The organism is Rhizobium sp. CCGE531 (genome assembly GCF_003627795.1).
In the GTDB taxonomy this organism is placed as follows: Bacteria; Pseudomonadota; Alphaproteobacteria; order Rhizobiales; family Rhizobiaceae; genus Rhizobium.
The window spans coordinates 201886-215678 of record NZ_CP032685.1 but is presented as its reverse complement, the minus strand read 5'-3'; the positions used below and the strand labels follow the sequence as shown (position 1 = coordinate 215678).

The 13793-nt window shown below is 60.6% G+C and carries 11 protein-coding genes; 9 read left to right on the top strand and 2 right to left on the bottom strand.

What is annotated here, in order from left to right:
* The first annotated feature begins 53 nt into the window (after window positions 1-53).
* Genes CCGE531_RS20525 through CCGE531_RS20515 form a run of 3 tightly spaced genes read left to right on the top strand, consistent with a single transcriptional unit; the run spans window position 54 to window position 4048 of the window.
* Window positions 54-1517, top strand: a complete 1464-nt coding sequence (locus CCGE531_RS20525) for an aldehyde dehydrogenase family protein (RefSeq protein WP_120667317.1) — start codon at window positions 54-56, stop codon at window positions 1515-1517.
* A gap of 11 nt (window positions 1518-1528) precedes the next feature.
* Window positions 1529-2569 carry a tartrate dehydrogenase gene (locus CCGE531_RS20520; RefSeq protein ID WP_120667315.1) on the top strand — a complete coding sequence of 347 codons (1041 nt, stop codon included), beginning with the start codon at window positions 1529-1531 and terminating at the stop codon, window positions 2567-2569.
* A gap of 21 nt (window positions 2570-2590) precedes the next feature.
* Window positions 2591-4048, top strand: coding sequence for an NAD-dependent succinate-semialdehyde dehydrogenase (locus tag CCGE531_RS20515; RefSeq protein WP_120667313.1), 1458 nt, complete (start codon window positions 2591-2593; stop codon window positions 4046-4048).
* Between the two features lie 715 nt (window positions 4049-4763).
* On the opposite strand, the gene CCGE531_RS20505 is transcribed toward CCGE531_RS20515, so the two are convergent.
* Window positions 4764-6038: an FAD-binding oxidoreductase gene (locus tag CCGE531_RS20505; RefSeq protein WP_120667311.1), complete on the bottom strand. Its 1275-nt coding sequence runs from the start codon at window positions 6036-6038 to the stop codon at window positions 4764-4766.
* A gap of 14 nt (window positions 6039-6052) precedes the next feature.
* Entirely contained in the window at window positions 6053-6721 is a 669-nt protein-coding gene (locus tag CCGE531_RS20500; RefSeq protein WP_120667309.1) for a haloacid dehalogenase type II, read from the bottom strand.
* A 324-nt stretch (window positions 6722-7045) separates the two neighbouring features.
* On the opposite strand from CCGE531_RS20500, the gene CCGE531_RS20495 reads away from it, so the two are divergent.
* From CCGE531_RS20495 to CCGE531_RS20470, 6 genes are all read left to right on the top strand, one after another.
* Complete coding sequence (locus tag CCGE531_RS20495) at window positions 7046-7885, top strand: GNAT family N-acetyltransferase (RefSeq protein WP_120667307.1); 840 nt, start codon at window positions 7046-7048, stop codon at window positions 7883-7885.
* Between the two features lie 13 nt (window positions 7886-7898).
* Window positions 7899-9275: an aspartate aminotransferase family protein gene (locus CCGE531_RS20490; protein WP_120667305.1), complete on the top strand. Its 1377-nt coding sequence runs from the start codon at window positions 7899-7901 to the stop codon at window positions 9273-9275.
* A gap of 231 nt (window positions 9276-9506) precedes the next feature.
* Window positions 9507-10223 carry an HAD-IA family hydrolase gene (locus CCGE531_RS20485; protein ID WP_120667303.1) on the top strand — a complete coding sequence of 239 codons (717 nt, stop codon included), beginning with the start codon at window positions 9507-9509 and terminating at the stop codon, window positions 10221-10223.
* A 64-nt stretch (window positions 10224-10287) separates the two neighbouring features.
* Window positions 10288-11898, top strand: coding sequence for an ABC transporter substrate-binding protein (locus tag CCGE531_RS20480; RefSeq protein WP_120667301.1), 1611 nt, complete (start codon window positions 10288-10290; stop codon window positions 11896-11898).
* Window positions 11899-11992: 94 nt separating this feature from the next.
* Window positions 11993-12943 carry an ABC transporter permease gene (locus tag CCGE531_RS20475; RefSeq protein WP_120667299.1) on the top strand — a complete coding sequence of 317 codons (951 nt, stop codon included), beginning with the start codon at window positions 11993-11995 and terminating at the stop codon, window positions 12941-12943.
* The gene (locus tag CCGE531_RS20470) at window positions 12940-13791 is read left to right on the top strand and encodes an ABC transporter permease (protein ID WP_120667298.1); all 852 of its coding nucleotides are present in this window, start codon (window positions 12940-12942) and stop codon (window positions 13789-13791) included. The genes CCGE531_RS20475 and CCGE531_RS20470 overlap by 4 nt, the downstream gene beginning before the upstream one ends.
* Window positions 13792-13793: the final 2 nt, after the last annotated feature.

The following is a 13793-nucleotide window of genomic DNA, read 5'->3' as shown; positions in this document are numbered from 1 at the left end:
AAGCTACTTCGCCGATCCTATAGCATCTCGGTAAATTGACCGGAGGTATCATTATGGACCTGAGTTTCGATCCCGACAGTCTTTCGCTTCCCGTCGGACATTTCATCGGCGAGCATTTTAGTGCCGCGAATGGTGTCATTCCCATGCACCGCCCTTCCGATGGCAAGGCCTATGCCGAATGCCCGGTCGCGGACGCCTCCGTCGTCGACCAGGCTGTCCAGACGGCCAAGGCCGCATTGAAGGCAAGCAATTGGGGTGGCGTCCGCCCGCGCGAACGCCTGAACGTGCTTCATCGCTGGGCCGATCTCATCGAACAGGAAGCCGAAACGCTGGCCAGGCTGGAAGCCGTCGCTTCGACACGACCCGTGGGCCAGCTTGTCGAGGGCGATATCGCGATTTCGGCGGAGCAGATCCGGTTCTTTGCCGAATTCGCCGACAAGGAAGGCAGCGACCTCGTGCCGACCGACGATGGCAATATCGGCATGGTCATGACGGAGCCCTATGGGGTGGTGGGCGCCATCACGCCCTGGAATTTTCCGATCAACATGGCCGCCTGGAAACTTGGACCGGCGCTGGCCGCCGGAAACGCCGTCGTCCTGAAGCCGTCCGAAATGACGCCGTTTTCATCCATCTATCTGGCTCAGCTCGCCGTGCGCGCCGGCCTTCCGGCCGGCCTGATCAATGTGGTGCTGGGTGACGGCATGACGACCGGCCAGGCGATCACCGGCCATCCCGAGATCGCCAAGATCAGCTTTACCGGCTCAAGCCGGGCTGGATCGGCCATCATGGAGAACATCGCCCGCACGGGCATAAAGCCGATGACGCTGGAACTCGGCGGCAAAAGCCCCCAGATCGTCTTTGCGGATGCGGACCTCGACAAGGCCGCGGCTGCCGTGACGGCCAGTATCATCGGCAATGCAGGCCAGGCCTGCGTGGCCGGATCACGGCTCATCGTCGAGAAAAAGATAGCGCCGCAGCTGATCGATGCCATCAGGGACCGGATGAAGGGCGTTGCCCCAGGTCCCACCTGGGATACGGCAAGCCGGTACTCCCCCATCATTTCGGAAAAGCAGAGACAGCGCATCGATGCGATCGTCTCCGCCACCGTCGCGGCCGGCGCAGAATGCCTTGCCGGCGGCACGCGCATAGACGCGCCAGGCTATTTCTACGCCCCGACACTGATAGCCGGCGTCGATCGGAACTCTCCTGCCATCACCGAGGAGATCTTCGGCCCGGTGCTGACGCTCCAGACATTCGAGGATGAAGAGGAAGCCCTGCAGCTTGCCGACCATCCGAGCTACGGGCTTGCGGCAGGCCTCTTCACCCGCGACCTGTCGCGCGCCATCCGGCTGACCCGTCGTCTGCAAGCCGGCACCGTCTGGGTCAATCGCTACGGCCGTTCGCGGGACCACATCCTGCCGACCGGCGGCTACAAGCAATCCGGTATCGGCAAGGATCTCGGCCGCGAGGCATTTCAGGCCAATCGCAAGAGCAAGAGCGTTTTGATCAGTCTTTGAGGATAGCGAACATGAAAACCTACAAGATCGCCTTGATCCCGGGTGACGGCATCGGTCGCGACATGACCGCCGCCGCTTGGTCGGTTCTGCAAAAGGCGGCGGGCGCCCACGGTTTCACGCTCGACGGCACCGAATTTCCCTGGTCCTGCGCCTTCTACAAGGAAACCGGCGCCATGATGCCCGCCGATGGCATCGCAACGCTGCGCGGTTTCGATGCCATCCTGCTCGGAGCCGTCGGCTGGCCGGCCGAAGTGCCGGATTCTGTATCTCTGCACGGGCTGCTGCTGCCGATCCGCAAGAGCTTCGTGCAATATGCCAATATTCGCCCGCACCGCCTGCTGCCGGGCGTCCAGGGGCCGCTCAAGGCGTCAGCCTTCGACATTCTCTGCATCCGCGAAAACACCGAGGGCGAATATTCCGGCGCGGGCGGCCGCATTCATCAGGGCACGCTCGACGAGGTCGCGGTCGAGACGTCGATCTTCACCCGCAAAGGCGTCGAGCGCATCCTGCGTTTCGCCTTCGAGCAGGCAAGGGCGCGGCGCGGCAAGCTCGCCTCGGTGACGAAATCCAATGCCCAGAAGCATTCGATGGTCTTCTGGGATGAAATTACCCGGCAGCTTGCGCAGGATTATCCCGATGTCGAGGTCACGAGCTATCACATCGATGCCATGGCCGCCCGCATGGTGATGGCGCCGGAAAGCCTCGACGTGGTCGTCGCTTCCAACCTCTTCGGCGACATCCTCACCGATCTCGGCGCAGCAATCCAGGGCGGCCTCGGTTTTGCGGCATCGGCCAATATCAACCCCGAGCGGAGTGCTCCGTCGATGTTCGAACCCGTGCACGGGTCTGCGCCCGATATTGCGCATCTCGGCATCGCCAACCCGATTGCAACGGCGTGGTCCGGCGCCATGATGCTCGAACATCTGGGCGAGCAGGATGCGGCAAATGCCGTCATGGCGGCGATCGAGGCAACAACCGCAAGCGGTATCGGCACGGTTCCGGGTAAAGACCGGACCGACGCGATCACAGCCGCGCTGCTCGCCGCAATCTGAAGTCTCATCGAGGATCCGAACATGCAAAATCTGAAAGTGCCATCCCTGTTCCGTGAGCAGGCGCTGATCGGTGGCGACTGGCTTCCCGCCCGCTCGGGCAAGACCGTTGCCGTCGTCAATCCGGCAACGCGTGCCGTCATCGGAACCGTGCCGGATATGGGCGGCGATGAGACCCGGGCAGCAATCGAGGCCGCCGACGCGGCCTATGCCCCCTGGAAGAAGCGCACGCATGCCGAGCGCGCGGCGCGGCTGGAAGCCTGGCACGATCTGATGCTCGAGCATATCGATGATCTGGCACTGATCCTGACGATCGAACAGGGTAAGCCGCTCGACGAAGCCCGTGGCGAAATCCGCTACGGCGCCTCCTTCGTCAAATGGTTCGCCGAGGAAGCACGCCGCATCGGCGGCCAGACCATTCCCTCGCCGACCCCTGACCGCCGCATTCTCGTGCTGAAGGAGCCGGTCGGGGTTTGCGGTATCATTACGCCCTGGAATTTTCCGAACGCGATGATCACGCGCAAGCTTGCGCCGGCGCTCGCGGCCGGCTGCACGGTCGTGGTCAAGCCTTCCGAATTCACACCCTACTCGGCTCTGGCGCTCGGCGTGCTGGCAGAAATGGCTGGTATCCCGGCTGGAGTCATCAATATCGTCACAGGCATGCCGTCCGAGATCGGCGCCGAGATTCTCGCCAACCCGACCGTGCGCAAGATTTCCTTCACCGGCTCCACGCCCGTCGGCTCACTGCTGATGCGCGGAGCAGCTACCAGCATCAAGCGGCTTTCCCTCGAGCTTGGCGGCAATGCTCCCTTCATCGTCTTCGATGACGCGGATCTCGACCTTGCCGTGGAGGGAGCGATCGTCTCCAAATTCCGCAACGGCGGCCAGACCTGCGTCTGCGCCAACCGCATCCTGGTCCAGGCCGGCGTCTACGATGCTTTCGCCAAGAAGCTCGCCGCCCGCGTCGATGCCATGAAGGTCGGTCCGGGCACCGAAGCCGGCGTTGCGATCGGTCCGATGATCAACGAAGCGGCGATCGCCAAGATCAACCGCCATGTCGACGACGCGCTTTCGAAGGGTGCAACGATCGTCACTGCCAAGCGGGATCTGCCGGCCGGCCCGCAATATACCGCGCCGATCGTCCTGACCGGGGCCACCATCGCCATGCAGCTCGCCGCCGAGGAGACGTTCGGCCCGGTCGCGCCGCTCTTCCGCTTCGAAACGGAAGAAGAGGCAATCGCCATCGCCAACGGCACGCCCTACGGACTTGCGGCCTATTTCTATACCGAGAGCCTGAAGCGCGCCTGGCGGGTGGGCGAGGCGCTCGAATTCGGCATGGTTGGCCTCAATACCGGCCTGATCTCCACGGAGGTCGCACCGTTCGGCGGGGTCAAGCAATCAGGCCTCGGGCGAGAAGGCTCGCAGCTCGGCATCGAGGAGTATCTGGAAACAAAGGCCTTCCATATCGGCGGCCTCACTTAAGCTGCCGCCTATCGGACTGAAAAGGGGCAGCAAGCGCGCCAGCCACTAGCGTAAATGTGGAATCGCCAAAATTTTACGGTTCCACATTTCTCAGTCGTGACCGCTGATGGCCCTAAGCGGACTAAATGGGCGGCGCTTCTCTAATCGGCGGGCGCTTACGGTCCGCTGGTTTCGTTATTTCTTCTTCTCTTGATCGTGATGCCACTTGATGGCGAAGAACATGCCCGTGCCTAACACAAGAAGCTTGAGCGGAAAGAAGACTATAGGGAACCAATCCCACATTTCGGATATTTCCAGACTATCACTTGACACTATCTATCGTGGGGGAGCACTACCTCAAAACTGCTGTATACAACATCAGTCATGTTGACGCAGATGAGATCATAACATTCCCATCACACGGCATGAGTGGGCCTGCCCCATGTTTCCGGACAGGTTGTTTAACCTGACAAGCTGTTGACCCCTTCTGGCGCATAGTTGCCATCGCGCTTCACAGCAGAGGGCAGTTCCGATCATCTGTTGATGGAAAAGGCGGCAGAAGCCGCTTTGGGGCTGCCGAAAAAATCTCCGACATGAGCAATATCCCCAATAAGCGGCGCTATAGGGGTATTGGTGTATGGCAGGCCAACGATTCCACATTTAAGTTAGTGGCTGGCGCAAGCGCGACCCCTCTCTTTTGCAGTGACGCTTTCGCCAAAACCGCCGCCGGCTGATATCACTGAAATCTGTCGAGCGTTTGGTAATACAAGCCGACCAAGGGCAGGAACCAGGGCTTGCCGAAATGCCCGGGGACCGCCGGCCAATCGAGCCCCTTGAGCGGGTTGCGGTCGGGCCTTCCCAGGATAGCATCCGCGATCGTCATGCCGAGATGGGTGGAAAGCTGCGCACCATGACCCGAATAGCCCATGGCGTACCAGATGCCGTCATGATAGCCGGCGCGCGGATAGCGATCCTTGGTGATATCGACGAGACCGCCCCAGCAATAGTCGATCTCGACCTTGGCGAGCTGGGGGAATATGCGGGCGAGGCTTTCGCGCAGGATCGCGCCGCTCCTGGCGTCGGAACGCTGGTCCGACGTCGCGGAAAACCGGGCCCGCCCTCCGAAGATCAGCCGGTTATCGGGTGACAGGCGCCAGTAGTTGCCGATGTTCATCGTGTTCACGCAGGTGCGATTGCCGGGCATTGCCGAGGCAACTTCCGCATCCGTCAAGGGCCGGGTCGCGACGATGAAACTGCCGACCGCCATGATGCGGCGGCGGAAGTAGCTGAAATTGGCTGTCGTATAGGCGCCGGTCGCGATCATGACATTGTCCGCCGTGACGGTGCCCTTGGCTGTCCTGAGCACATGCTTGCCGTCGGACCGGCTGCGCTCCGTCACGGCAGCGCCCTCCGCGATGACCGCACCGCGTCGTCTGGCTGCCTCGGCCAATCCAACGACATAGCGGCCCATATGCATCATGGCGCTCTTCTTCGAGAGCATCGCGCCGTGGAATGGCGAACCGATTTCATTCTTGAGATCGGTGGCGGAAAGCAGCGCGGTATCGGGATCGACCTCGGCATGCACCGCTTCGAAATTCCTGGCCAGGCCTTCGAAATGCTGTGGCTTGGAGGCAAGCTTCAGCTTGCCGGCGCGGCGGAAATTGCAGTCGATCCCCTCTTCCGCGATGATCGCTTCGAGCGTGTCGATCGAAGCATCGAATGCGCGATAGAGCGCGATGGCCCGCTCCTTGCCCAATTCCGCCTTTGCCGCGATGTAACTATGCGCCAGACCATTGTTCAGATGGCCGCCATTGCGCCCGGACGCACCGAAGCCGACGGTCTCGGCTTCCAGAACAAGGACCTTCGCGCCAGCGATAGCGAGCTGCCGGGCAGCACCGAGCCCGGTGAAGCCTCCGCCCACGACGACGACGTCATAGTGCCCCTCGACGGGGCCGGCGGCAGCACCCGCAAAGCGGGGTGCCGTATCATGCCAATAAGAGGAATATTTCATCTGGTCGCCCTTTCTCAGAGCCCCACCACGCCGGGCAGGCCGGAAATGTCGGCGATTTCGACATAGCCGTAATAAGGATTGGCCGGCTCGTGACCACGGTTGACCCAGACTTTGTTCTTGATGCCGAGGTCATGGGCCGACATCAGGTCGTAGCGGAAGGAAGACGAGCAGTGCAGGATGTCTTCCGGACCGCAGCCCAGCATGTCGAACATGTATTCGAAGGCCTGGAAGCGCGGCTTATAGGCATTGGCCTGCTCTGCCGTGTAGACGGCATGGAAGGGTGCGCCGAGCTTTGCGACATTTGACATGATCTGACTATTCATCGCGTTCGACAGGATGACGAGCGGAATTTCCTTTGCGACCTTGGCGAGGCCAGCCGGAACGTCGGCATGTGGCCCCCAGGTGGGTACGCGCTCATAAACCATCCTGGCGTCTTCATCCTTGAAGGCAACGCCGTTGCGCTTGCACGTCCGCTCGAGCGAATTATGCACCACGTCCGCATAAGGCTTCCAGGCGCCCATGATCTCGTCGAGCCGGTAAGCAGCGAAATTCTTGATGAACTGCAGCATGGCCTGTTCATCGAGACGATCACCATAAAGGTCACGGGCAGCTTCCGCCATCTGGAAATTGATCAGCGTGCCGTGGCAGTCGAAGGTGATATATTTCGGGCGGAAGGTGGTCATGCGCTTCGTCCTTACGTGCTGCCCCTCGAGGCGATTGGTGGAGAATAAGATAATAGGATTGCTTTCGGCGTGTGAGCCCACTGATTTTGCGAGGTTCGGAGCAGAAAGTTTCGTATACCGGCATTCGTTTGGCATTTGCTTGCAGGACCGGCCGATAAAGACGCCCTTCCCTTCCAGTTTCGAAACCGCTGTCGTCCGGGCCACGGCATAAGATGCGGCAAGGGCGAGCAGCTACGGCGAAAGATACCGTCAACGACATCGCCTTCAGATAATCTTCCGGCACCGACGCTCCGACACTTGGGCAAAAGAAATGCGAGGAGCGCCATGCAGGAGCGACAGATAGAAATCAGGCCTTTCGGTCCCGAACATTTGGACGCTGCGGTCCGCTTGTCGCAAGAGGCCGGCTGGCCTCATCGCCTGGAAGACTGGAAAGTCGCCCTGGACCTGAGCAAAGGTGTGGTTGCGATCGGGGCTGACGATGAAGTCGTCGGTACCACGCTTCTGACACCCTACGAAACCGACTGCGCGACGATCAATATGGTGATCGTCGCTGCAAGCATGCGCGGACGCGGACTGGGACGCCGCCTCATGGACGCCGCCTTGGCTCTCGCGGATGACCGCCCCCTGCGCCTCACCGCGACCGCCGATGGCCTGCCCCTCTATGAAAAGCTGGGGTTTTACCAGACCGGCGCCGTCGTCCAGCACCAAGGCCTTGTCGCAGCAACTGAAAACCCGGGAAACACCGAAGCGGCGACCAAGGCCGATATCCCGGCAATTACAGCCCTCGACCGCGAGGCTTTTGGCGCCGACCGCTCCGCTCTCATTGCACGGTTTGCCGATCTGGGTGAATTCGCGATCATCCGACGTAACGGTAAAGTCGTCGCCTTCGCCTGCCTTCGCACCTTCGGCCGAGGCGAGGTCGTGGGGCCGGTCGTCGCGCCAGACATCGACGATGCGAAATCGCTCCTGTCCCACTTCTTGAGCCGGAAAACAGGCGCGTTCCTGCGCGTCGACACCGGCACGGAAACCGGTCTTGGACCGTGGCTGGCCAGCCATTCGCTTGTCCATGTCGGTGGCGGCATCACCATGGCGAACCCCGTTATCAAGCGCAGCAATTCCTCGACCGTCACCACTTTCGCCCTCGCCAACCAGGCGCTCGGCTGATCCGGAGAAGAACATGTACAGCAATTCTCTCATCGAGCTCGATCGCGCTCATCTGGTGCATCCCGTGGCCTCCTATCGCGGCCATGAGCAGCAAGGCGTGCGGGTACTCACATCCGCCAAGGGAGCGACGATCACCGATGCTCAAGGCCGCCAGTTGATAGATGGCTTCGCGGGTCTTTGGTGCGTCAACGCCGGCTACGGTCACGAAACGATCGTGGAGGCGGCGGCTCGCCAGATGCGCGAGCTTCCCTATGCGACAGCCTATTTCGGCCTTGGCTGCGAATCGGCCATCCGCCTTGCCGCCGAGCTCGCCGAACGCGCGCCCGGCGACCTCAACCACATCTATTTCACGCTGGGCGGTTCGGATGCCATCGACAGTACCGTCCGCTTCATCCGATACTACTGGTTTGCGCGCGGCGAACCGCAACGCGATCAGTTCATCTCGATCGAGCAAGGTTATCATGGCTCTTCAACGGTCGGTGCGGGATTGACCGCCCTGCCCAACTTCCATGCCGGCTTCGGCCTTCCCCTCGACTGGCAGCACAAGATTCCATCGCCCTACCCTTATCGCAATCCCGTTGGGCAGGATGCGAACGCCATCATCCGGGCGTCGCTTGCGGCACTCAGGTCGAAGGTCGAAGCGATTGGTGCAAACCGGGTCGCCGCCTTCTATGCCGAACCGATCCAGGGCTCGGGGGGCGTGATTGTCCCGCCCAAGGGATGGATGAAGGCCATGCGCAACCTTTGCAAGGAGCTCGACATTCTTTTCGTCGCCGACGAAGTGATTACCGGCTTCGGCCGCACCGGTCCGCTTTTCGCCTGTTCCGAAGACGAGATCGTTCCCGATTTCATCACCACGGCGAAGGGGCTCACCTCCGGCTATGTTCCGATGGGCGCGGTCTTCATGGCGGATCACGTCTATCAGGTCATTGCCGATGGGGCGGGAGCCTCTGCCGTCGGCCACGGCTATACCTATTCGGCTCATCCCGTTAGCGCAGCCGTCGGCCTGGAAGTACTGAAACTTTACGAAGGCGGGCTGCTCGAAAACGGCATAAAGGCCGGCGCGAGGCTGATGGCCGGCCTCGAAAGCCTGAGAGATCATCCCCTGGTGGGTGAGGTCCGCGGTCGCGGCATGCTGGCTGCGATCGAACTGGTCGTGGACAAGGCGGCAAAGACGCCGCTGCCGGTGGAGGCCCAGCCCTCGCGCCGGATTTTCGACCGCGCTTGGGAAAACGGCCTGGTGATCCGCGCCTTCAACAACGGCGTGCTGGGTTATGCCCCACCGCTTTGCTGCACGGACGCCGATATCGACGCGATCATCGACCGAACGGAAAGGACGCTTGATCAGACACTCGAAGATCCGGATGTCCGCCGGGCGCTCAAGGACTGAGCCCGCCAAGGCCCAGGACCGATATACCGCGAGCAGGCATTTTTTCGGAATTTTGTGCCGCACCACTAGTCCGATTCGGCGCAAACGGTGCGGTCGAAGTGCCAAACTTGTCTCAGTTAAAGGTCCACCCCGGTAAATCCGGGAGCGTCAGAAAACAAGTGGGCCTGGGAACAGCATAATCTTCCGCAAGGCGGCGGCCCGGTGCCGCCAGCAAGCAGACTGGGGTAAGACATGACCACGTCATTGGCAGAATTCAAATATATGAGCTTCGACGTTGTCGGAACGCTCATCGACTTCGAAGGCGGCCTGAAAACCTGCCTCAGCGAAATTGCGGCTGAAGCGAAGGTGACGATCGACGGCGAGGAGGCGCTCGCGCTCTATCGAGCCGCACGCTATGCCGACAATGCAGATCTGTTTCCCGATGATCTCGTGCGTGTCTATCTCGCCATCGCACCGAAACTCGGTTTGCCGGTCTACGAGGCCTATGGTCAGCGCCTGCGCGATTCCGCCAGGCAATGGAAAGCCTTTCCCGACAGTGCCGAAGCGCTGGCACAGCTTGCCGGCAACTATCGGCTTATCGCCATGACGAACGCCCGCCGCTGGGCCTTCGAACATTTCTCGGCAGAACTTGGACATCCCTTCCATGCTGCCTTCACGGCTGATGACACCGGCACCGAAAAGCCGGATCCGGCCTTCTTTCACAAGGTCTTCGATTTCGTGGCCGGCGAAAATGCCAGCAAGGACGACATTCTCCACGTGGCGCAGAGCCAATACCACGATATCGGCGTATCCCGCCAATTGGGGATGACGAATTGCTGGATCGAGCGTCGTCACGCGCAGGCCGGATACGGCGGCACGATCGAACCGGCCGAATTCACCACGCCGGACTTCCACTTCAAATCCATGGCCGAGCTCGCCGAAGCCGTGAAAGCGCTTGAGGCGGCCTGACCGGCCGCCACCATCGTCGCATCCAATAAAAAGCAGACTGCCAACCAGAAAAAAGGGGAATGACATGAACGACAAGATCATGAACTGGACCGCCTCGGATGACGCAATGGTCGAGAATGCCATTCGTCGAGGCGCCACCCGCCGCGAACTTCTCACAATGCTTCTGGCAGGCGGCGTCGCCATGTCAGCGGGCGGCCTGGTGCTCGGCAGGGCGTCGAATGCCGTCGCGGCCACGCCCAAATCCGGCGGCAACCTGAAAGCTGCCGGCTGGTCGTCCTCGACCGCCGATACGCTCGACCCTGCCAAGGCATCACTTTCCACCGACTACGTGCGCTGCTGTTCGCTCTATAATCGCCTGACCTTCATCGACAAGGCCGGCGTGACGCAGATGGAACTCGCCGAAAGCATCGAAAGCAAGGACGCCAAGACCTGGACGGTCAAGCTGCGCAAGGGCGTGACATTCCATGACGGCAAGGAGCTGACGGCCGACGATGTCGTCTTCTCGCTCAAACGCCATCTCGATCCCGGCGTCGGCTCGAAAGTCGCCAAGATTGCCGCGCAGATGACTGGCTTCAAGGCTGTCGACACATCGACGGTCGAAATTGCCCTGGCCGACCCGAATGCCGACCTGCCGACCATTCTTGCCCTGCATCACTTCATGATCGTTGCCAACGGCACGACCGACTTCTCGAAGGGCAACGGCACCGGGGCCTTCGTTCTCGAAACCTTCGATCCGGGCAATCGCTCGGTCGTTGTGAAGAACAAGAACTACTGGAAGTCCGGCCAGCCCTATCTCGACTCGTTCGAATTCTTTGCGATCAGCGATGACAATGCCCGCGTCAATGCATTGCTTTCGGGCGACATTCACTACGCCGCCTCGATCAATCCACGCGCCATGAAGCTGATCGACGGCCAGTCGGGCTTTACACTGTCGAAAACGACCAGCGGCAATTATACCAACCTCAACATGCGCCTAGACATGACGCCGGGCAACAAGAAGGACTTCATCGATGGCATGAAGTCGCTCGTCAATCGTGAGCAGATCGTCAAGTCGGCCTTGCGCGGCCTTGGCGAGGTCGCCAACGATCAGCCCGTTTCTCCCGCCAATATCTATCACAACAACGATCTGAAGCCGAAGGCCTTCGATCCGGACAAGGCCAAGTTCCATTTCCAAAAGGCGGGCGTGCTCGGGCAATCCATTCCGGTGGTCGCTTCCGACGCCGCAACCTCGTCGATCGACATGGCGATGATCATCCAGGCGGCCGGCGCCGACATCGGCATGAAGCTCGACGTCCAGCGCGTTCCCTCCGATGGCTATTGGGATAATTATTGGCTGAAGGCGCCGATCCATTTCGGCAACATCAATCCGCGCCCGACGCCGGACATCCTGTTTTCGCTTCTTTATGCTTCGAATGCACCCTGGAACGAAAGCCAGTACAAGTCGGAAAAATTCGACAAGATGCTTGTCGAAGCGCGCGGCTTGCTGGATCAGGCCAAGCGCAAGCAGATCTACGCCGAAATGCAGGTGATGGTTGCTGAAGAAGCAGGTACCATCATCCCTGCCTATATCTCGAATGTGGATGCGCTTTCGAGCAAGGTGAACGGATTGGAAGCCAACCCGCTCGGTGGCATGATGGGTTATGCAATGGCGGAGTATCTGTGGCTCAATGCCTAGCGGCCGTTGAACCTCCCCGGACGGCGCAAAGCCGCCCGGGGACCTCCGCTCGCGAACGCCGTTCGTTTCGTAGATCGACGCAGGAGCATTGCCATTGAGATCCGAGGTCTCCATTCTTGTCCTAAACCGGCTCTTCATTGCGGTCATCACCTTGCTGATCGTGTCGTTCGCCGTCTTCTTCGCAACCAGCATGCTGCCGGGAGACACGGCCTCCATCCTGCTCGGCCAGGCGGCCACGCCCGAAGCGGTTGCCGGCCTGCGCAAGGCAATGCATCTCGACGATCCCGCGATCCTGCGGTTCCTGGGATGGCTTTTGGGCCTGATGAAGGGCGACCTCGGTACTTCCTATGCAAACAATATGCCCGTTGCGCAGCTGATAGGCCGCCGACTGGTGGCGACGCTTGAGCTTGCGGCCATCACGACGCTCGTCTCGGTGCCGCTTGCCCTCCTGCTTGGCATTACCTCGGCCATGCTTCGCGGCTCCTACTACGATCGGATTGTCACGATCATTTCCATCGGCGTCATATCGGTGCCCGAATTCATGGTCGCAACGCTTGCCGTACTGTTATTCGCCGTCTATCTGCGCTGGCTGCCGGCGCTGTCTTCCATCAGCGAGGCGCATACGGTCTTCGATCTTTTAAAGATCTATGCCATGCCGGTCATTACGCTGACCTTCGTCATATCGGCCCAGATGATCCGCATGACGCGCGCGGCGCTGATCGAGACGCTGAAGACGCCCTATGTGGAAATGGCCCTGCTCAAGGGCGCCTCGCGCGGCCGCATGGTGTTCAGACACGCCCTGCCGAATGCGCTCGGGCCGATCGTCAACGCAATTGCGCTTTCGCTTTCCTACCTCGTTGGCGGCGTGATCATCGTCGAGACCATCTTCAATTATCCAGGCATCGCCAAATTGATGGTGGATGCCGTCGCGACCCGCGATCTCCCGCTCATCCAAAGCTGCGCGATGATCTTCTGCCTTGGTTATCTTCTGCTGATCACCGTCGCCGATATCGTCGCAATCCTGTCAAATCCGAGGCTGCGATGACCACGAACAGCTTGCTTCACCGCACCCCCTCCCTTCTTGGCTACAATGTCAGCCTTGTTGGCATCGTGGCTTTTGCCGTCATTCTTGGCTGGACGATCACCGCATTGTTCGCACCCTACATGCTCCCCTATTCCGTCGGCGATATCGTCGATACGGACTATTTCGGCCCGATAAGCCGGCAATTGTGGCTCGGCTCGGACTATCTCGGCCGTGACATGTTCTCACGCGTGCTGATGGGTGCACGCTATACGGTCGGCATTTCATTGGCTTCAGTCGCGCTATGCTGTCTTTGCGGCGTGACGCTCGGCATGATCGCCGCCGTTATCGGTGGATGGTTCGACACGATCCTGAGCCGGTTTCTCGATGCCCTGAATTCCATTCCAAGCAAGCTTTTCGGCCTGGTCGTCGTTGCCGCCGTCGGATCGTCCATTCCGGTGCTGATCATCACACTCGGCGTCATCTACACGCCCGGTGCCTATCGCTTTGCCCGCGCGCTTGCCGTCAACATCAACACGATGGATTTCATCACGGTGGCTCGTACCCGCGGTGAGAGGGTCGGCTACATCATCAGCTCGGAAATCCTGCCGAACATTATTCGCCCCGTTCTGGCGGATTTCGGCCTGCGCTTCGTCTTCGTCGTTCTTCTGTTGTCCGGCCTTTCGTTTCTCGGCCTCGGCCTGCAGCCGCCCTATGCCGACTGGGGAGCCCTGGTTCGCGAAAATATCGGCGGTCTGCCCTTCGCCGCACCGGCCGTGCTCGTGCCCTCCTTTGCCATTGCCAGCCTCACCATCAGCGTCAACCTGCTGATCGACAACCTGCCGCGCAGAATCAGGGACAGGAGCGCATGACG